The 18,896-nt window shown below is 71.4% G+C and carries 20 protein-coding genes; 8 read left to right on the forward strand and 12 right to left on the reverse strand.

Going from position 1 to position 18,896, the window contains the following annotated elements:
• Window positions 1-324, forward strand: a 324-nt coding sequence (locus G398_RS0100005; protein WP_026852049.1) for an integrase core domain-containing protein, incomplete at its 5' end; no start/stop codon positions are given.
• Here G398_RS0100005 and G398_RS15040 read toward each other — a convergent pair.
• From G398_RS15040 to G398_RS20545, 3 genes are all read right to left on the reverse strand, one after another.
• Complete coding sequence (locus G398_RS15040; RefSeq protein ID WP_052570972.1) at window positions 321-2,738, reverse strand: VIT and vWA domain-containing protein; 2,418 nt, start codon at window positions 2,736-2,738, stop codon at window positions 321-323. The genes G398_RS0100005 and G398_RS15040 overlap by 4 nt on opposite strands.
• A gap of 507 nt (window positions 2,739-3,245) precedes the next feature.
• Window positions 3,246-4,361, reverse strand: a complete 1,116-nt coding sequence (locus G398_RS15045) for a hypothetical protein (protein WP_043482823.1) — start codon at window positions 4,359-4,361, stop codon at window positions 3,246-3,248.
• Window positions 4,358-4,930 (reverse strand): RNA polymerase sigma factor, encoded by a 573-nt coding sequence (locus G398_RS20545; RefSeq protein ID WP_211229014.1) that lies wholly within the window; start codon window positions 4,928-4,930, stop codon window positions 4,358-4,360. Before G398_RS20545 ends, G398_RS15045 begins: the two co-directional genes overlap by 4 nt.
• A gap of 84 nt (window positions 4,931-5,014) precedes the next feature.
• Here G398_RS20545 and surE point away from each other — a divergent pair, with 84 nt between their 5' ends.
• The 3 genes from surE to G398_RS0100035 are packed head-to-tail and all read left to right on the forward strand — an operon-like array spanning window position 5,015 to window position 6,568.
• Complete coding sequence (surE, locus tag G398_RS0100025; RefSeq protein WP_026852051.1) at window positions 5,015-5,764, forward strand: 5'/3'-nucleotidase SurE; 750 nt, start codon at window positions 5,015-5,017, stop codon at window positions 5,762-5,764.
• 4 nt (window positions 5,765-5,768) lie between these two features.
• A complete protein-coding gene (locus G398_RS0100030) occupies window positions 5,769-6,041 on the forward strand; it encodes an acylphosphatase (protein ID WP_026852052.1) in 273 nt (90 codons plus the stop codon).
• A gap of 2 nt (window positions 6,042-6,043) precedes the next feature.
• Entirely contained in the window at window positions 6,044-6,568 is a 525-nt protein-coding gene (locus tag G398_RS0100035) for an adenine phosphoribosyltransferase (RefSeq protein WP_026852053.1), read from the forward strand.
• Window positions 6,569-6,696: 128 nt separating this feature from the next.
• Here the strand turns inward: G398_RS0100035 and G398_RS0100040 are convergent, their stop codons facing one another.
• Together G398_RS0100040 and G398_RS0100045 are read right to left on the reverse strand one after the other, a co-directional pair.
• Window positions 6,697-7,611 carry an NAD-dependent epimerase/dehydratase family protein gene (locus tag G398_RS0100040; RefSeq protein ID WP_043482825.1) on the reverse strand — a complete coding sequence of 305 codons (915 nt, stop codon included), beginning with the start codon at window positions 7,609-7,611 and terminating at the stop codon, window positions 6,697-6,699.
• Between the two features lie 153 nt (window positions 7,612-7,764).
• Window positions 7,765-9,840: a sensor histidine kinase gene (locus tag G398_RS0100045; RefSeq protein ID WP_157492215.1), complete on the reverse strand. Its 2,076-nt coding sequence runs from the start codon at window positions 9,838-9,840 to the stop codon at window positions 7,765-7,767.
• 40 nt (window positions 9,841-9,880) lie between these two features.
• On the opposite strand from G398_RS0100045, the gene G398_RS0100050 reads away from it, so the two are divergent.
• The 4 genes from G398_RS0100050 to G398_RS0100065 all read left to right on the forward strand — a co-directional run bounded on the left by G398_RS0100050 (window position 9,881) and on the right by G398_RS0100065 (window position 13,457).
• Window positions 9,881-11,104: a DNA methyltransferase gene (locus G398_RS0100050; RefSeq protein ID WP_026852056.1), complete on the forward strand. Its 1,224-nt coding sequence runs from the start codon at window positions 9,881-9,883 to the stop codon at window positions 11,102-11,104.
• 258 nt (window positions 11,105-11,362) lie between these two features.
• A complete protein-coding gene (locus tag G398_RS0100055) occupies window positions 11,363-12,199 on the forward strand; it encodes a class I SAM-dependent methyltransferase (protein ID WP_026852057.1) in 837 nt (278 codons plus the stop codon).
• A 59-nt stretch (window positions 12,200-12,258) separates the two neighbouring features.
• Complete coding sequence (locus tag G398_RS18960) at window positions 12,259-12,699, forward strand: cupin domain-containing protein (RefSeq protein ID WP_052570974.1); 441 nt, start codon at window positions 12,259-12,261, stop codon at window positions 12,697-12,699.
• 32 nt (window positions 12,700-12,731) lie between these two features.
• Window positions 12,732-13,457, forward strand: coding sequence for an oxygen-binding di-iron domain-containing protein (locus G398_RS0100065; protein ID WP_026852058.1), 726 nt, complete (start codon window positions 12,732-12,734; stop codon window positions 13,455-13,457).
• Between the two features lie 55 nt (window positions 13,458-13,512).
• Here G398_RS0100065 and G398_RS0100070 read toward each other — a convergent pair whose 3' ends face one another.
• The 7 genes from G398_RS0100070 to G398_RS20550 all read right to left on the reverse strand — a co-directional run bounded on the left by G398_RS0100070 (window position 13,513) and on the right by G398_RS20550 (window position 18,834).
• Window positions 13,513-14,124 (reverse strand): OmpW/AlkL family protein, encoded by a 612-nt coding sequence (locus tag G398_RS0100070; RefSeq protein WP_026852059.1) that lies wholly within the window; start codon window positions 14,122-14,124, stop codon window positions 13,513-13,515.
• Between the two features lie 96 nt (window positions 14,125-14,220).
• Entirely contained in the window at window positions 14,221-15,246 is a 1,026-nt protein-coding gene (gene cydB, locus G398_RS0100075; RefSeq protein ID WP_026852060.1) for a cytochrome d ubiquinol oxidase subunit II, read from the reverse strand.
• A gap of 11 nt (window positions 15,247-15,257) precedes the next feature.
• Window positions 15,258-16,577 carry a cytochrome ubiquinol oxidase subunit I gene (locus G398_RS0100080; RefSeq protein ID WP_026852061.1) on the reverse strand — a complete coding sequence of 440 codons (1,320 nt, stop codon included), beginning with the start codon at window positions 16,575-16,577 and terminating at the stop codon, window positions 15,258-15,260.
• Window positions 16,578-16,615: 38 nt separating this feature from the next.
• Window positions 16,616-17,092 (reverse strand): RrF2 family transcriptional regulator, encoded by a 477-nt coding sequence (locus G398_RS18965; RefSeq protein WP_052570976.1) that lies wholly within the window; start codon window positions 17,090-17,092, stop codon window positions 16,616-16,618.
• Window positions 17,093-17,211: 119 nt separating this feature from the next.
• On the reverse strand, window positions 17,212-17,814 hold the full coding sequence (locus tag G398_RS0100090; RefSeq protein ID WP_026852062.1) for a hypothetical protein: 603 nt from the start codon (window positions 17,812-17,814) through the stop codon (window positions 17,212-17,214).
• A complete protein-coding gene (locus tag G398_RS0100095) occupies window positions 17,811-18,323 on the reverse strand; it encodes an RNA polymerase sigma factor (protein ID WP_084511758.1) in 513 nt (170 codons plus the stop codon). Before G398_RS0100095 ends, G398_RS0100090 begins: the two co-directional genes overlap by 4 nt.
• A 58-nt stretch (window positions 18,324-18,381) precedes the next feature.
• A complete protein-coding gene (locus G398_RS20550) occupies window positions 18,382-18,834 on the reverse strand; it encodes a hypothetical protein (protein ID WP_026852064.1) in 453 nt (150 codons plus the stop codon).
• Window positions 18,835-18,896 lie beyond the last annotated feature (62 nt).

Here is an 18,896-nt window from a genome sequence, read left to right on the forward strand (position 1 = left end):
AGCCAGGGCGTCCGGGTTCAGCGCATCCTCACCGACAACGGCATGTGCTACCACTCGAAGCTGGTCCAAGCTGTCTGCGAGGCCCAAGACATCCGGCACAGCTTCACCCGGCCTTACCGCCCTCAGACCAACGGCAAGGCCGAACGGTTCATCCAGACAGCCCTTCGCGAGTGGGCCTACCGCCTGGCCTACCAATCCTCAGAACAGCGGAGCCAAGCCCTCAAAGCCTGGCTCCACCACTACAATCACCACAGGTCCCACTCAGCCCTCGGCGGTCTCGCCCCCGCTCAAAAGCTGAACAACGTCCTTGGCCGCGACATCTAGGGCCGGAAGCCGAGGGTGAGCTCGAGCTGGCCGGCCAGGCCGCCGGTCCAGGCCCGCAGGCGCCAGGTGAGGATCAGGGCCTTGGCCTTGGCGTCTCCGGGGAAGACCCGGCTGAAGGCCGCGGCCACCACCTGGCCCGAGGCGTCCACCTTGAGTTCCAGGTCCGTGCCGCTGGGCAGGGCGGCCAGGGCGGCGACGAGGGCCGGATCCTTCAGGCGGGCATCCAATTCGCCGCGGAGAGAGGCCGGATTCGAGGTGCCCGTGATGCCCGAGAAGGCCAGGATGCGCAGGGAGGCTTTCGCCCGCGCTTCACTGGGGCCGGACTTGCGGCGCTGGGCCTGGTCCTGGCGCAGGGTCTCGACCTGGACGGGGGCTTCCGCCATCGCCATCGGGGGCGCCGGGGCGTAGGCCACGGAGCGGCCGACCACGCCACCGGCCACGCCACCAACCACGCCGCCGACCACGCCGCCCGGAACGCCGCCCACGGCCGCATTAGAGACACCCTCGGGCAGGGGCAGGGGCTGGGTGACCGTGGTGCTCCGGCCGCCCGCGTTGCGCACCTGGGTGTCCACCGCCACGAAGGAGGTGTAGGCCGTCAGCAGGTGGTAGGCGAGGCCCAGGCGAGTGACTTCCGCCTTGCGCCCCTCGTCGGCGCCGAACTGGTCGTAGTCCGAGAGCATCTGGATGCGCTGGCGGGCCCAGAGTTGGCGCAGGGCGCCGTGGTCGCGGTCCTTCACCTTCCCCACCTCGAACGTCTGGCTCCAGGGGCCTGCGCCGCTCACGCCGGAGAGCGTGACGGTGCCCTTGGCTTCGCCCGTCCAGTGGCCCAGGCAGATGACCGGCCGGTCCGCCAGCACGTCCGGCAGCTGCAGGGGCTCGAGGTCCTGGAGGTGGAACCCGTTGGTGGTGAGCTTCAGGTTCGTGAGCACCGGCGAGGACACGTAGGCGCGGAAGCGCTCGGCCTCGGCCGTGGCCTGCTCGGGCTTTGTGATGACGAAGGCCTCGCCCTGCCCCGCGTGGGCCATGCCCTCGATGAGGTGGCGGTTCACCGAGGAGCCGATGCCGAAGGCGAAGAGGTTGGCCGAGCCCAGGTTCTTCCGGATGAGGTCGAAGACCTGGCCGTCGGCGCTGATGTAGCCGTCCGTGGAGACCACGAAGGTGCGCGAGATGCCGGGCACCCGGGGCAGACCCAGGGCCTTCCTCAGGGCGCTGCCCAGCTCCGTCCCGCCTCCGCCGTGCTGGGAACCCACGAATGCCAGGGCCTGCGCCGTGGCCTCGGGCGTGGCGTGCTGCGACCCCTTGGGCGACCAGAAGGCCGAGGTGCCCTCGAAGACCATGACGTTGAAGAGGTCCTGGGGCCGCAGGCCCTGGATCATCTCCTTCATGAGCACCTTGGACACTTCGATCGGGAAGCCCATCTGGCTGCCGGAGACATCCATGATGAAGACGTACTCACGCGGCGGCAGGTCCCTGGGCGTGACGCGCTTGGGGGGCTGGGCCATGAGCAGGAAGGTGTTCTCCGCCTGACCCTCACGGCGGCCCTGATGGAGCAGGAGGCCGGACTGCACGGCGTTCCCGGCCAGCTGGTACTTCACGATGACGTCGCGGTTGCCGCCGTGGGCCTCGCTGGGATCCAGCTTCAGCGTGGCCTCGGCCTTGCCGTCGTAGGCGATGGTGGTCTTGTGGGTGTCGCAGGCCATGCGCTGGATGGGCAGGCCCGCGGACAGCTTCACCTCCAGGTCGAAGGTGGCGGCGGGCTTCTCCCCGGCGTACGTGTAGGGGTTGGCCACCCAGGTCTCGCCCGTGCTCGAGGCCGTGCCGGCCCTCCCGGCGTAGCGCGGGCCCACCACCGTGGGATAGACGAAGCTGTAGGCGCCGTCGGTGGGCACCAGCAGCTCGGTGTAGCGAAGCTCCACGCGGATCTCGTCGCCGGGCAGGATGTTCGCCACGTTCATCTGGAAGACGTTGGGCCGGTGCTGCTCCAGCAGCGAGGCGCTGCGGCCCTGTTGCTTGGCCTGCTCGTAGTCGGCGCGGGCCTGGCCGCGCTCCTTGATCTGGGCCTTCAGCACCCGCTCGCCGATGCGCATGGTCATGCCGTAGACCGCCGAGCGCGTGGAGCCCAGGAAGACGTAGATCGCCTCCAGGGGCTTGGTGCCGGTGTTCCGGTAGACCTGGGTCACCGTCACGTCGGCGATGACGCCGGCGATGGCCACCTTGGCGGAGGTGGCCTTCAGGGGGAGCTGGTCCAGGGCCGCATCGTCTCCCTTCACGAAGAAGTAGGGGGACAGGGTGCGGTCCGCGGAGGCCTCACCTTGGGGATCGGGGCGGAAGGCCGCGGGGCGGCTTCGGGCGGAGGCCAGGGGCGAGAGCCCGGACCAGCAGGCGAGCAGAAGGGTGGCGGCGCGGTGCGACATGGGATCCTCCCGTGGGCCGCGCGAGGGCGCGGTTCACAGGGGGAATGCCGCCACCGGTGAAACCCTTTCAGAAAAACCGTCCGCCGGTGACGCCCTGCAGGAAAAGCGATCTTGCCACCGATGAACAGTGATTCCAACGATGGGGGCCCGGCTCGACCTGCATGCGACCACGACCTGCCTTATCACCGCAATCACAGGATCTCAGGAATAATCGGCGAACCTCAGTCTGGAAAGACCACCACGGAAGGACACGAAGGCGCCCTTCCGGGCATGAAAAGGGCACGAATGGGTTTCGACCCACCGCGACATCCCTTTGCAGGCGGCGGCCCCGGGCGGCTTCCAAGAGCCGCCGTGCCCGCCGCCCGCAAAGCCGGTCGCGCAATGCGCGCCCGGGGCCGAAGGCCCGGATGTCTTGGGCCGGACGCCGAGGCCTGCCTTCGTGGCCTTGGCCTGCTCCTTCGTGTCCTTCGTGGAGGCTTTTGAGGCCCTGGTCAGGCTGAGCCTCGCCTACTTCGCCTCGGGGAAGATCCGCGCCCGGAACCCATCCACCGGCCCCGTTTCGGGCAGGGCCCCGGGATCCGGAACGGCGTGTGCCGGCAGGTAGAGGTCCAGGGTGTCCTTGGCCCCCAGCCGCACCAGGTAGCGCCACCGCACCCGGCTCCCTTCGGGCTCCGAGGCCCGGGCCGCCTGGACCTCGACCCCGGCGGGGCCGCGCCTGAGCAGAACCACCTGCGCCCCGTGGGGGGCGCTGACCAGGACTTCCGCGAGGTCCCCGGCCCGGAAGGCGATGTGCCAGACGGGAGCCGGGGCCTCGGCGAGGACGGCGGTCACGGTCGCCGCAGGGGCCCGCCGGGCCTCCTCCCGGGCCCGATTCTGGACCTGGTCCCGCGCCGGGGCCTGGGCCTGGTCCCGCGCCGGGACCTGGGCCGGAGCCTGGGCGCCCCCGACGACTCCCCCGACCACGCCGCCCACCACGCCGCCCACCACGCCGCCGGGCACGCCGCCGGGCACGCCGCCGGGCACGCCGCCGACCACGCCGCCGGGCACGCCACCGGGCACGCCGCCGGGCACACCACGGGGCACGCTGGCAGGAGCCGGCGGCGCGGCCTTCTCCAGGCGGCTGGCCTGGTCGGCCCGGGGCGCGGCGGGCATCGGCGCGGGGGCCGCCTCCGCCGGGCGGGCCGCTGGTTCCTGGGCCGGCCGGGGCGCGGGCTTGCGCTTGGCGGCCGGGGGTTCCGCCGGGGCTGCCGGGGCCTCGGCGGCCTCCGGCAGCGACAGGAGCTTCGGACTCGAACGCTCCTGCTGGACCGCGGGCGGCGCCTGGGGGTTCCGCAGCCAGGTCAGGCCCGCCAGGGAGGCCATCAGCACCCCGGCCGCCGCGCCCAGGATGCCGGGCCGCCGCCAGAAGGGGACGACCTTCGGCGGGGCCGGGGCGAGGGCGGCGAGCACCTGGGCCCGGGCTGCGGGATCCGCCAGCAGCTCCCGCAGGGCCTCCTCGTCCATGAGGGCGTCGAAGAGCGCCTGGTCCTCCAGGGCTGCGGCGTACAGGGCCTTCCGCTCGGCCTCCGTGAGGGTGCCCGTGGCGTGGCCGCCCAGCAGCTTCCGGACCTCGGCGCGCCTCATGGAGCCCCCCTTCCCGGCCCTTCCCAGCCGCCGCCGAGGGAGGCCAGCAGCTCCTTCCGGCAGCGGTGGTCCCAGGTGTAGACGGTGTTGAGGGTGGCCGCGCCCAGGAGGCCCTGGATCTCCGCGAACGTGCGGCCCTGGAGCTTGAGGCGGAACAGCTCGCGGCAGCGCTCGCCCATGCGCGCGATGCCGCCCATGAGCCGTGCCAGCAGCTCCTTGCGCTCCAGCACGGCCGCCGGGTCCGGCGCGTCCGAGGCGGGGGGGAAGGCCTCCACGTCCACGGCGTCGTACTCGCCGCGGCGGGCCGCCGTGCGCCGTTGGGCCGCCAGCTTGAAGCGCAGGATCCGGAAGGCCAGGGGCACCAGGTCCTCCGCCGCGTCCAGGTGGCCGTACTTCGTGTGGAGCAGCACCAGCACCTCCTGCGCCAGGTCCTCCGACTGGGCGCCTGCACCCCGGGATGCCGCGAAGGCCACGATCCTTTCACGGAGACGGGCCAGGACCTCGATCCGGCCGCTGGACAGGGCCGCGGCCCCGGCCGCCCCGTCGGGAGCCGGAAGGGCGGAGGTCATCGACAGGTCGGGATCCATGGAACGGGACGGTGAATTCCATCCTGACAGCGAATGCGGCCCGGACCCACGGGATACACTGGCTCCATGTCCGAACGCCTGATCCTGCTCACCAACGATGACGGCCTCTGGGCCCCCGGCCTGGCGGCGCTGGCCCGGGTGGCCTCCCGCTTCGGCCGGGTGGTCACCGTGGCCCCGGACCGCAACCGCTCGGCCATCTCCTCGGCCCTGAGCCTGCACAACATCCTCCGCCTGCACGAGATCGGGCCCGACCGCCACGCCTGCGACGGCACCCCCGTGGACTGCGTGCTGCTGGGGGTCTGCGAGGTCCTGGACCGGAAACCCGACTGGGTGCTCTCCGGCGTCAACCACGGCTTCAACCTGGGCGAGGACGTGTTCTATTCCGGCACCGTGGGCGCGGCCTTCGAGGGCCGGCTCCAGGGCGCCCGGGCCGCGGCCTTCTCCATTGATCCGCGGGGCTCCCTGGAGCAGGCGGAGCCCTGGATCGCCCGCTTCCTGGAGCGCTGGGAGGCCATGGACCTGCCCGCCAACCGCATCTGGAACGTGAACTTCCCCAAGGGCGAGCCGAAGGGCTTCCGCCTCACGGGCCAGGACAGCCGGGCCTACCACGACCTGGTGGAGCGCCGCGCGGATCCCCGGAACACGCCCTACTACTGGATCGGCGGCGACTCGGGCCCCACCTACGCCAAGGCCCCCGGCAGCGACGCCGGGGCGGTATTCGAGGGCTACGCCAGCATCACCCCCCTGCGCCTGGACCTGGGCTGCCCCGAGACCCTGGCGCGGCAGGCCGACTTCGACGCGGCCTTCAACGGGTAGTCAGGTGACGGTCCGCTTCCGCGTCCACGGCGCCGTCCAGGGCGTGGGCTACCGCCGCTTCGCCGAGCGCGAGGCGCGGGCGCTGGACCTGGCGGGCTGGGTGCGCAACGAGCCGGACGGCTCCGTGGCCGGCGAGGCGGAAGGCCCCGAGGCCGCCCTGGAGGCCTTCCGCGCGCGGCTGGCGGAGGGCCCGGCCTACGCCGCCGTGGGACGGCTGGACTGGGAGGCCCAGGATGTGCGATCCTCGCTTCCCCTTCCTTTCCAGATCCTCAGGTAGCCATGACCCTTACGACTTCTCTCAGCGCCTTCGTCCGTGACGTGCCGGACTTCCCCAAAGCCGGGATCCTCTTCCGCGACATCACGCCCCTGCTCTCCCACGCGGAGGCCTTCAGCGAGGCCGTGGACGCCATGGCCCAGCCCGTGCTCACGCTCCAGCCCACCCATGTGCTCGGGCTCGAGTCCCGCGGCTTCATCTTCGGCAGCGCCCTGGCCCAGAAGCTGGGCGTGGGCTTCGTGCCCGCCCGCAAACCCGGCAAGCTGCCCATGCCCACCCACAAGGAGGCCTACGGCCTGGAGTACGGCAGCGATGCCCTGGAGATCCACCAGGACGCCTTCGGCCCCGGCGACCGGGTGCTCATCGTGGATGACGTCATGGCCACCGGCGGCACCGCCGCCGCGGCCCAGCGCCTCGTGCAGAAGACCGGCGCCCAGGCCGTCGCCCTCACCGTCTTCATCGAGCTGACCTCCCTGCCCGGCCGCGAGAAGGTCCAGGGGCTGCCGGTGTTCAGCGTGCTGCGGTACTAGAGACCGAACGGATCTCCACGAAGGGCACGAAGGGAAAGCCAAGAACACGAAGAATGCTTGGTTGGCGTTCGGCTGGCTCCCTCCGGCTCCGCCCCTTCGTGTCCTTCGTGGAGGCTTGGCTTTTCTCCTCAGGAGAGGTCGCGCCTGGATTCGAGGCCCATCTCCGCCAAGCTCTCCCGCACGCCGTCCTCCGGATTCCGGGGCCGCACGCCCAGGTCCTCCACCAGGCGCCGGTTCATCACCCGCCGCGAGGCCAGGACGTAGGCCAGCATGCCGGGGCCCAGCTCCCGGCGGGCCTCCTCCCGCGTCACGCGGCGGGGCGGCGGCAGGCCCGCCTGCCGGGCCACCAGCTCCATGAAGGCCCCGATGCTGCGGTGGTCCCCGTCCGCCACGTTGAACGCGCCGGACAGGGGCCGGTCCAGGGCCGCCTCGCAGGCGGCGGCCAGGTCGTCCACGTGGATGCGGTTGCCGGGGCCGGAGTCCTCGGGCCGGAGCACCGGCTCCCCCGCCCGCAGGCGGTCCAGGGGCAGGCGGCCCGGCCCGTAGATGCCCGCCACGCGCAGGATCACGCCGCGCGCGCCGGCGGCGCCGCACCAGGAGCCGACGAGCCTCTCCGCGGCCAGGCGGCGGCGGGAGGCGGCGTCTCCGGGCACGGTGGGCGAGGCCTCATCCACCGGCAGGCCGCCCGTGTCCCCGTACACGCCCGTGGTGCTGAGGTAGACCAGCACGCGGGGCCGGAGCCCGCCCAGGCCCTCCAGGAAGCGCCCGAGGCGCGGATCGCCCTCGCCCTCCGCGGACGGAGGCGCCAGGTAGACCACGGAGGCCAGGTCCCGGGGCAGATCGAGGGCCGCGGCTCCGTCCAGATCCACCACCCGGGCCGGAACACCGGAAGCCTCCAGCGCCGCGGCGGAGGCAGGCGACCGCACCAGGCCGGATACCTGGCCGGGCACGGGCCCCCGGGCCGCCAGGCGCCGGGCCAGCCGCAGGCCGGTGTAGCCGCATCCCACGAGCAGGCAGGGACCCGCCGAGCTTCCGCGCTTCATGGGGCCAGCATAGCGTCCCCATCCCGCGGCCCGGCCATGAGAGGCTGGTTCCGGCTTCCCGGAGGTCCTCTGTCCCCGCTGTTCAAGGTCGTGGTGCTCGCCTGGCTTGTCATCGGACCGCTGGGGCTCTGGCTGCGGCGCCGGCGGGGCTGATCAGCCCTTCGGGGCCCTCGGCAGCGTGAGGGTGAAGCGGCTGCCGCGCTCCAGGGGCTGGTAGCGGGCGTCGCCGCCGTGGTCCTGGGCGATGCGGCGCACGATGGCCAGGCCCAGGCCCGTGCCCTTCCACTTGGTGGAGAAGTAGGGCTCGAAGAGCCGGTCGCGGTCCGCCTCGGGCACGCCCGTGCCGTCGTCCTCCACGTCGTAGCGCAGGTTCCCGTCCTCGCCCGTGAGCGAGAGGGCCACGGCGCCCTTGCCGTCCACGGCGGCCACGGCGTTGTCCACCAGGTTGATGAGGGCCCGCTTCACCATGTCGCCGTCCCAGACCACGCCCAGGGGCTCCAGCTGGAAGCGGATGGACCAGGTGATGCCCGGCTGGTTGGGCTCGTAGAGCGCCAGCACCTGCCGCAGCAGCTCCGCGGGATCGCAGGGGGCGAACTGGGGCGAGGGCAGGCGGGCGAAGCGGCTGAAGCTGTCCACCAGGCGCGAGAGGCTCGCCACCTCCGTGAGGATCGTCTCGGCCCCCTCCTGCACGGCCACGAGGTCCAGGCGCCCCTCGCGGGTGCGGCGCAGCAGGCGCTGGGCCGTGAGCTGGATGGGCGTGAGGGGGTTCTTCACCTCGTGGGCCATGCGCCGGGCCACCTCCTGCCAGGCGGCGCGCTTCTCCGCCTGGGCCAGCAGGGAGAGGTCCTCCAGCACCGCCAGGACGCCGCCGCCCTGCAGGGGCTCGAGGATGGCCCGCACGGGCCGGCCCTCGCCCTCGCCGCCCAGGCGCAGCTCCTCCTGCACGCCGCGGCCGGACTCGCGCACGGCGGCCAGCAGCTCCGGCAGACGGCCCAGCCGCGGCAGGGAGACCACGGCGCCCCAGCTGTCCTCGGAGGGATCGAAGGATTCGAGGCCCATCCAGGTTTTGGCCGCTGCATTGAAGGTGCGCAACTCGCCATCCGCCCGCCAGCTCATGACGCCCACGGGCAGGGCCGCGAGGATCTGGCCCAGGTAGGCCCGCTGCTGGTCCAGGCGGCTGGCCTGGGCCTCGATGGCGGCCCGGCTGGCCTTAAGGTCGCGGATCATGGCGTTGAAGGTGCGGGCCAGGAAGGCCAGCTCGTCCTCGCCCATCTCCGGCAGCTGCACCTCCAGGTCGCCGCTCCCCACGCGCTGGGCGGCCTTGGCCAGGGCGCGGATGGGCTCGCTCAGCGACTTGGCCAGGGCCAGGCCCGACCACACGGCGAAGAAGAGCGTCAGCAGGGTGAGGAAGAGGAAGGTGCTCTGCGGCAGGGTCTGGAGCGTGTCCCGGGCGGCCTGGATCTGCTGGCTCTCGCGGTACCGCTGCTCCAGGGCCAGCACCCGGTCCAGGGTCTCCCGCGGCATGTGGATGCCCACGACCCAGACCCCGTCCCCCCGGGCCACCCGGCGCAGCAGCCAGAGGCCCTCCCGGGTTTCCTGGCCGGTCTCGGGCCCGGAGCCGGTCAGGTCCGGCGGCGTCATGCCCTCCCGCAGCTCCAGGCCCTTCACGCCCTCTCCCTTGAGATCCAGGAAGGCCACCAGGTCCAGGTCCGTGGCCACCCGCAGGGCGGGCAGCTCCGCCGAGGGCGAGGCCGCCAGGCGGCTCGCGCCGAAGTCCAGGCGGGCCTTGGCGGCGGCCCTCAGGTCCGCGGCCACCTTCTGGCCGTCCCGGATGGCCAGCTCCGTCTCGGGGCTGAACCAGCGCTCCACATTCTTGTTGATGAAGTTCCGGCCCACCAGGAAGAGGATCAGGCTGGGCAGGATGCCCACGATGAAGAGCGTGAGCACCATGCGGGTGCGCAGGCGGGAGCCCAGGATGCCGCTCTTGCGCTCGAAGTAGAGCTTGGCCAGGCTGCGGGCCACGATGAAGAGCAGGGTGCCGATGGCCAGCACATTGGCCAGGCCCAGGGCGATGAGGGCCCAGCGGGAGGGCGCGTCCAGCCCCCCTTCGGCCACGCGGTTCCCCACGGCCTTGTAGGCCAGGATGATCATGATGACCACCACGCCCAGCGCCACCGCCACGTAGAGGCGGGTCAGTTCCGGGTGGCGCTTGGGCCGGGAGGGGACCATTCCCAGCAGGCTATCCTGGATGCTCCGCGAAAGGCAGACCATGGACGCCCAGACAGCCGCGAGCAGGGCCTTCCTGGCCGACCTCGCCCCGGTGGAGGATGCGGCCTGGGACGAGGTGGAGACCGCCTCCGGCCGGCGCCCCCGCCTGTCCGCCGAGTTCTGGACCTCCCGGCAGCGGCAGGCCGCCAACCTCCACGAGATCTCGTACCGGGCCTGCTACAAGCCCCAGCTCCCCCGCCACTTCATCGAGCGCCTCACCCTGCCCGGGGACCGGGTCTACGACCCCTTCAGCGGCCGGGGCACCACGGCCCTCGAAGCGGCCCTCATGGGGCGCCGGGTGGCCGCCAACGACCTCAACCCCCTGTCGCGGCTGCTGGCGGAGCCCCGGCTCACGCCGCCCGATCCCGCGGAGGTGGCCCGGCGTCTGAAGGCCATCCCGCGCATGGGGGCTTCCGACGGCCTGGACCTGTCCATGTTCTTCCATGCCGACACCGAAGCCGAGATCCGCGGCCTGCGGAGCTGGTGCCTGGAGCGCGAGGCGGCGGGCGAGCTGGATCCTCTGGACGCCTGGATCCGCATGGTGGCCACCAACCGCCTCACGGGCCATAGCCCCGGCTTCTTCTCCGTCTACACCCTGCCGCCCAACCAGGCGGTCAGCGCCGAGAAGCAGCGCCAGATCAACGCCAAGCGGAACCAGGTGCCCGCCTACCGCGACACCCACGCGCTCATCCTGAAGAAGACGAAGCAGCTGCTCGCCGGCCTGGAGGCCCTGGCCCTGGGGAACCTGGCCACCGCCGCCGAGGATGCCCTCTTCCTCACCGGCGAGGCCCGGTCCACGCCCGCCCTGGCGGACGGCTCCGTGGCCCTCACCGTCACCTCGCCCCCCTTCCTCGACGTGGTGGACTACGCGGGGGACAACTGGCTGCGCTGCTGGTTCAACGGCCTGGACGCCGAAGCCATCGGCAAGGGCCTCAGCACCCACCGCACGGTGGAGGCCTGGGCCCAGGCCATGGGCGAGGTCTTCGCCGAGCTGTTCCGCCTCACCCGGCCCGGGGGCTTCGTGGCCTTCGAGGTGGGCGAGGTGCGCGGCGGGAAGCTCAAGCTCGACGAGGTGGCCCTGCCCCTGGGCTTGGCCGCGGGCTTCCGCGCCCACGGCGTGCTGGTGAACACCCAGGTCTTCACCAAGACCGCCCACATCTGGGGCGTGGACAACAACGGCAAGGGCACCAACAGCAACCGCATCGTGCTGTTCGAGAGGGCCTGAACCACCCCGGCCCAGCACAGGTCCAGCTGTCTGTCCGCCTAGCCACCTATGGTCAAAAACAGACATTAAAATTCATTTTTGAGACATTGACACAGAGTCGCAGAAGCCGATCCTGGGATACCGTCCTCGGCCGCCCGGAGGCTCTGGCCCGATCCCCACAGGACGCCGCGCAGCCGCCGTTCCGAGGTGGAGGGGGAGGGTGCGCGTGCCTGGGGAAGCCCCGCCGCCCGGAGGCCCCTTCCCTCAGGAGCAGACACCATGGGCACCACACTCTCCCTGGATTCCATGACGCCCGAAATGGCCACCCTCAAGGCCCGCCTCAAGACCATCTGGATGGCCGGCGACTACGGACACTTCGCCACCTACCTGGAGCCCGGGGCCCTGGCCTTCCTGGACAGCATCGGACCCGAGCCCGGCTCGCGGATGCTGGACGTGGCCTGCGGGGCGGGCCAGATCGCCATCCCGGCCGCCAGGACCGGCGTGCACGTGACGGGCATCGACATCGCCACCAACTCCATCGAGGCGGCGCGGTCCCGGGCCAGGGCCGAAGGCCTCGATGCCCGCTTCGAGGAGGGCGACGCGGAGGCCATCGCCTACGAGGACGGCGCCTTCGACCTGGTGGTGAGCCTCATCGGCGCCATGTTCGCCCCCCGGCCCGAACGGGTGGCCGCGGAGCTGGTGCGCGTCTGCCGCCCGGGGGGGCGCATCGCCATGGCGAACTGGACGCCCCAGGGCTTCGTGGGCCAGATGTTCAAGGTCGTCGGGAAGCACGTCCCGCCGTCCCCGCTCATGGCGCCGCCGGTGCAGTGGGGGGACGACGCGACGGTCCGCGAGCGGTTCCGGGAGGGCGCTTCCAGCCTGGAGACCCGGAAGCGGATGTACCCCATGCGCTATCCCTTCCCGCCCTCTGACGTGGTGGACTTCTTCCAGGCCTACTACGGCCCGGTCAACCGGGCCTTCGCCGCGCTGGACGCGGAGGGGCAGACCGGCCTGCACCGGGATCTGGAGCAGGTCTGGGCCGACCACAACCAGGCCAAGGACGGCACCACGCAGGTCGAGGCCGAGTACCTGGAGGTGGTGGCGGTGCGGGGATAGCCTCCGGCGCCACAGCCGTTGCGTTGAAGTGAAAGCGTCCCAATGACAGGAGGGATCCCATGAACACGCGCACATTGCTGGCGCCGGCCCTGGCGCTGATCTTCGCCGCCTCCGCCCCGGCGAAGGAGGGGAAGAGGCCCCCCGCCGTGAGCCTCTTCCCCGCCGGGGACCTCATCTGGACCGACGACCCCGAGCATCCGGGCGTGCGGATGGCGGTGGTGGACGGCGATCCCGCCAAGGGGCCCTGCCACTTCCTCGTCCAGCTCAAGGAGGGGCTCGTGGTGCCCCTGCACCACCACACCTCCGACCACTTCGGCACCGTCCTCTCGGGGACCCTGTCGTTCACCGTGGACGGCAAGGAGACCCTGCTGCCCGCCGGCTCGGTCTTCGTGTTCCGCGGGAAGAAGGAGCACGTCACCAGGTGCATGCCCGGCGCCGACTGCGTGATCTCCATGGACGTCCGCGGGAAGTGGGACGTGGTGCCCCAGGCCAAGCCCTGATCCGGCCCCCGTCGCCGACTTACGAGGCCCCCATGCCCACCCGCGTTGACGAAATCGCCGACGGCATCTTCCGCATCAGCACCTCGATTCCCCTGCCAGCCCTCCCCGGGGGCTTCACCTTCAACCAGATCCTCATCCGGGACGCGGCCCCCCTGCTGTTCCACACCGGCCTGCGGGGCCACTTCGAGGCCACCCGGGCGGCCATCGAGCGGGTGCTGCCGGTGGCCTCGCTCCGCTACCTGGCCTACTCCCACTTCGAGGCGGACGAGTGCGGGGCCATGAACGCCTTCCTGGCGGCGGCCCCGGGCGCCGTCCCCCTGTGCAGCCGCGTGAGCGCCATGGTGTCCATGGGCGACGTGGCCGACCGGCCGCCCCGGGCCCTGGGGGACGGGGAGGAGCTGGACCTGGGGCGCCACCGGATCCGCTGGCTGGACACCCCCCATGTGCCCCACGGCTGGGACGCAGGGCTTATCTGGGCGCCCACCGCCCGCACCCTCTTCTGCGGCGACCTGTTCACCCAGCCCGGGGCGGAGCTGCCGCCGGTCACCGAGGGGGACATCCTGGGCCCCAGCGAGGCCATGCGCGGCGGCATGGACTACTTCGCCTGCCGCGACAAGGCTCGGACCACCCTGGCCCGCCTGGCGGACCTCCAGCCCCGGACCCTCGCCACCATGCACGGCAGCTCCTTCCGCGGCGACGGCGCGGCCCTGCTGCGGGCGCTGGCCAAGGCCCTGTCCGCGCCCGCGGACCCTCCCTGAGCCCCATGCCAGAGCGCGGCTCGGCCGCGCCCCGGCATGGGGCGCCCCGGCGGGATCAGAACCGGTAGCCCACGCCCACGCCGAACAGGAAGGGATCCACCTTCACGGTGGTGACCTTGGCGCCCGCGGCGGTCTTCACGTCGCTGCGGATCTGCGCGTACTTGGCATCCAGGTTGATGAAGCACTGCTTCGCCACCTTGAAGTCCACGCCCACCTGGGCCGCCAGGCCCACGCTCGTCTTGTCCAGGTCCAGGGCGCCATCCGCGAGCTTCACGTCGGAGATCAGGGTGAGGTTCAGGCCCAGGCCCACGTAGGGATCCACCCTCTGGCCAGGGAGGAAGTGCCACTGGGCCGTGAGGGTGGGCGGCAGCTCCTTGAAGGTGCCGAGTTTCGCGCCGGCCAAGGTGACGTCGTGCTCCTGGGGCACGGTCAGCACCAGCTCCGCGGCCAGGTTCGCGGTGAAGAAGTAGCTGATGTCCACCTCGGGGATGGTCTTCGAGCTGACGTGGATGGCGTCCGCCGGAAGGCCCGGGGCCGCGTCGGACTTGTCTGCGGGCTGGAGGGAGACGGCGCGCAGGCGCACCATCCAGGGGCCCTCCTGGGCCTGGAGCGGGGCAGAGGCCAGCCATCCGGCGGCCAGGGCCACCGGCAGGATGAAGGTCTTCATGGGAGTTCTCCTTGGAAGCGCCCCGAAGCGGGGCATGGGACAGAAAGGCCCCCACCCCGCCCGGGGCGGGGGCCGGTTCAGACGCGAGGGATCAGGTCAGTAGGAGGGTCCGCGGGCGATGCTCTCCGCCGTCACCGCATCCCGGAAGGTCAGGTACACCCACAGCTGATAGCCGATGACCACGGGCAGGAAGCAGAGCACCACGCCCAGCATGATCTTCAGGGTGAGCGGGCTGGAGGCGGCGTTGAAGGCCGTCACGCTGGCCGCGGGGTCGAGGCTGGAGGGCAGCAGGTCGGGGAAGAGGCCCGCCACGCCGAAGAGCACGGCGCCCAGGATGAGGGCGGACGACGCGAACCAGGCCTTCCACCAGGCGCCCTGCGCCGCGAAGAGGCGTGTGAGCAGCAGGCCGGCGACCGCCAGCAGGGGCAGGACGAGAAGCGCAGGCTTCGCCAGCACGTGCTGCCATAGCCGCGTGCTGAACCACGTCATGGCCAGGAAGGCCACGGCCAGCACGGCCTCCGCCAACCACAGGGCCGTCGCCATGCGGCCCGCCCGGGCCTGCAGCTCGCCCTCGGTGCGGGTGGCCAACCAGAGGGCGCCATGCACGGCGAAGATCACCACGAAGAGCACACCGCCCAGCAGACCGTAGGGGTTCAGCAGGGTGAGGAGGTTGCCGTGGAAGAGCCCCGCGGCGTCCAGGGGCAGGCCCTGGAAGATGTTGGCGAAGGCCACGCCCAGCAGCAGGGCCGGGAGGAAGGAGCCCGCGACCAGGCAGGCGTCCCAGGTGGCGCGCCAGCGGGCGCTGTCCACCTTGCCCCGGAACTCGAAGGCCACGCCCCGCAGGATCAGCGCGAAGAGCAGCAGCATGAGCGGCGTGTAGAGGCCCGAGAACATGATGGCGTAGGCCCGGGGGAAGGCCGCGAAGGTCACGCCGCCCGCAGTGATGAGCCACACCTCGTTGCCGTCCCAGAAGGGGCCCATGGCGTTCACGAGGATGCGCCTGTCGGTCTCGTCCTTGGCCAGGAAGGGGAAGAGCGTGCCCAGCCCCAGATCGAAGCCGTCGAGCATGAGGTACACGGCCCAGGCCACGCCCCAGATCACGAACCAGATGGATTCCAGCATGGTCGCCTCCCTCACTTCGCCGCCGCGGTCGCGGCTTCGGGGCCCTTGCGGGCGAACTTGAACAGCAGGTAGATGTCCACGGCGCCCAGCAGCGCGTAGACGAGGAAGAAGGCCACGAGCGAAGTGCCCACCTGCGAGGTCGCCAGGGGCGAGACCGCGTCGGAGGTCTTCATCAGGCCGTAGACGATCCAGGGCTGGCGGCCCAGTTCGGCGATGGTCCAGCCCAGCTCGTTGGCCAGGTAGGGCAGCGGGATGAGCCAGGGCAGCACCTTCAGGAAGCGGGACTGCCCTTCGATCTCATGGCGCTTCAGGAAGGCCCAGAGGCCCAGGGCCAGGAACAGCACGCCCAGGCCCACCATGGCGCGGAAGCTCAGGAACACCGGCAGCACCGGCGGGCGCTGGTCGGCGGGGTAGTCCTTCAGGCCCTTCACCTCGCCGCCCGCGGAGTAGGTGGCCAGCAGGCTGAGGCCGCTGGGCACGGAGAGCGACTGCACGGCGTTGCGCTCGTTCGCCGCGTCGGGCCAGGCCAGCAGGTGCATGGGCACGTTCCGGCCCGTCTCCCAGTGGGCCTCCATGGCCGCCAGCTTGGTGGGCTGGGTGCTGCTGAGGATCTCGGCGTTCATGTGGCCCTGGGCGATCTCGAAGAGGGCGAAGACCAGCGTCCAGGCCGCGGCCAGGCGGAAGGACTTCTTGAAGAAGGCGACCTCGTGCTTGCGGAGCAGGTGCCAGGCGGAGATGCCCAGCACGAAGAAGCCCGCCGTGATGTAGGCGCCGCCCAGGGTGTGGATGAACTCCAGGAGGGCGAAGCGCTGGGTGATGACGGCGAAGAAGTCCGAGAGCTCGGCGCGGCCGTTCCGCAGCACGAAACCCGTGGGGTGCTGCATCCAGGCATTGGCCACCAGGATCCAGAAGGCCGAGATGTTCGAGGCGATGGCCACCAGCCAGATGCTGGTGGCGTGGGCCTTCTTCGAGAGCTTCTCCCAGCCGAAGAACCACACCGCGATGAAGGTGGATTCCAGGAAGAAGGCCGCCGTGGCCTCGATGGCCAGCAGCGAGCCGAAGATGTCGCCCACGTAGGCGGAGTAGCGCGACCAGTTCGTGCCGAACTGGAACTCCAGCGTGAGGCCCGTCACCACGCCGATGGCGAAGTTGATGAGGAAGAGCTTCCCCCAGAACTTCGTCATGCGCTTGTAGTCCTCGTCGCCGGTGCGCACGTACTGCGTCTCCATGAGGGCGACGAGCATCGAGAGGCCCAGGGTCAGGGGCACGAACAGGAAGTGGAAGTAGGTGGCGACCGCGAATTGCAGGCGCGACAGGGCTAGGACATCCAAGGTGTCCTCCTTTCGGGGGGGGTGTGGGGCTTAGGGGATCAGGAACAGCTCGACGCCGCCTTGGCCTTGAGCGCCGTGTGGCAGCGCAGGTGGGCGGCGAGGTGGGTCTCCGGAGAGCGGGCCAGGGCGTCGAAGCGCACGGCGGCCAGGTGGGTTTCCAGGGTGCGGGCGGCCTCGGCCCAGGCCGCCTGGATGGGGCAGCCGTGGGCCAGCGGGCAGTGGTGGTGTCCGTCCAGGCACTGGTTGAGGACGATGGGGCCTTCCAGGGCGGTCTCCACGTCCAGGAGGGAGACCTCCGAGGCGGACCGGGCCAGGGCGATGCCGCCCCCCGTGCCCCGCACCGTCTGGAGGATGCCCGCCTTGGCCAGGCCGCCGATGAGGCGGCGGACGAAGGGCGCGGGCAGGAGGCGGGCCTCCGCGATCTCCGCGATGGAAGCGCGCGTCCCCTCCGGCAGCGAGGCCAGGTGGAGCACCAGCCGCGCCGCGTAATCCGTCTGTCTGGAGATGCCGACCATGGGACCTCGAATGTGACCGTGGAGATAACATTACCCCATCAGTCACCTTGGTCAATACCCATAGGTCAACAATTTTACGGATGAATGAGTCCGCTTCTCACCACGCCGGGATGGCCCGGTCAGCTCTGCCCGCCCCACCCTGGGGGCTCGACGAGGACATACCCGCGGCCATTCTCGTTCCAGGCCTGGGCCCGGTGCCCCTCGGAGGCAAGCCGGCGGGGCTGAGCCGGATCGAAGGGCAGCCCGCGGAGGGTGCGATCGAAGACGTAGATGGCACGGCCATCCTGGAGGTAGTAGCAGACCGCGCGGCAGGCCTCCATGTCGCACACGCAGCCCCCCTTCATGGCCTGCCCGGCCAGGCACTTCGGCAGCGCGGCGGAGAATCCGGCGGCCTGGGCGGACCAGCGCCGGCCCTGCTCCCCGGAATCCAGGTCCGAAGCCTCCGCGGTGAACGCCATGCCCGGAGCCTCCATGAACATCCGGATCGCGGCCCGGCTGAGCCGCGCACCTTCCTGGCCGCGGACCATCCACCCCCAGGTCCCCCCGCCCAGGAGGACCATCAGCAGGGCGGCGATGCCGAGGGCCGGCCACGTCCAGAGGAAGCGGCGCCTCCCCGCCGCCCGCAGCAGGCTGCGTCGCAGGTCGTCAGGCGCGGCGCCGGGGCGCAGGGCGTCTTTGAGCTGACGGTCGAAGCCGGAGGTGGAAGCCGTGTCCCTGGTCATACCGCACCTCCCGTCACGGGGATCCCTTCCACCGCCATGGCGGCCTTCAGGGCCGCCTTGGCCCGGTGGATCCGGCTCTGGACCGTGCCCAGGGGAAGGTCCAGGAGCTCCCCGATCTGGTCGTAGGAAAGCTCCTGCTGGTACCGCAGGAGCAGGATGGACCGCGCCGCCTCCGGAAGCCGGTCGAGGGCAGCGGACAGCGCCGAGAGCAGCGAGGGATCCACGGCCTCGTCGGCGTCGGGGCCGGGAAGGTTCTCGAAGGCCTCCTCGTCCCAGACCTCGAACCGCGCACTGGACCTGAACTCCATGGCGATCTCGTGGCGGAGGATGGACAGCAGCCAGCCCCGGGCCGCCAGGGCGTCCCGAAGCTGTCCGAGCTTCTCGAAGGCCTTGAGGAAGGTCCGCTGCACGAGCTCCCGGGCAAGGTCCTCCTGGCGGAGCCTCGCCCGGGCGTAGGCATGCACCGCATCAAGATGCGCCTCCACGAGGGATTCACACGTCAGATCCAAGGAATGTCCCGCATGTCAGCCCCGCAGAGCGGGCTGTTCCACCAAAGCACGGGACCGTTCAGGACGGCAAGTACCAGGAGTCGACGGGATTCCCGGCGGGGGCGGGCTTGGCGTGGCTGTCCTGCTCCATGGGGCAGGGCGTCTCGCAGCAGGCCATGGACGCAGCGGCCGTTCCGGCGGCTTCCTCCAAGGTCGGCAGGTACCAGGAGGAGGGGGTCGTCCTGGCGGCGGCCGCGCCGTCCGGCTTCGCCGGGGCCATGGCGCTTCCCGCCTCATCGCAGGCCGCGGTGCCCGTGTTCACGTCCTCCCAGGTCGGCAAGTACCAGGAGCTCGAGGTGGCCGGGGCCGGCGCGTCGTGGGCCGCCTTCGCCATGTCCGCCATGTCCATGGTGCACGAGGCCGCCTGGCAGGCCGTGGCCCGGTGGGCGGGCAGCGCGCCCGGCGCTCCGGCGAAGGCGGTGGTGAACGGGGCCAGCGCCAGCAAGGCGAGCGAGGTTCGAATCCTGTTCATGGCATCTCCCAGTGAGACCGGCCGAATTCAGCGGCTCACAGGAAGGGATGCACGAGGGGGCC

The organism is Geothrix fermentans DSM 14018 (assembly GCF_000428885.1).
Classification (GTDB): Bacteria; Acidobacteriota; Holophagae; order Holophagales; family Holophagaceae; genus Geothrix; species Geothrix fermentans.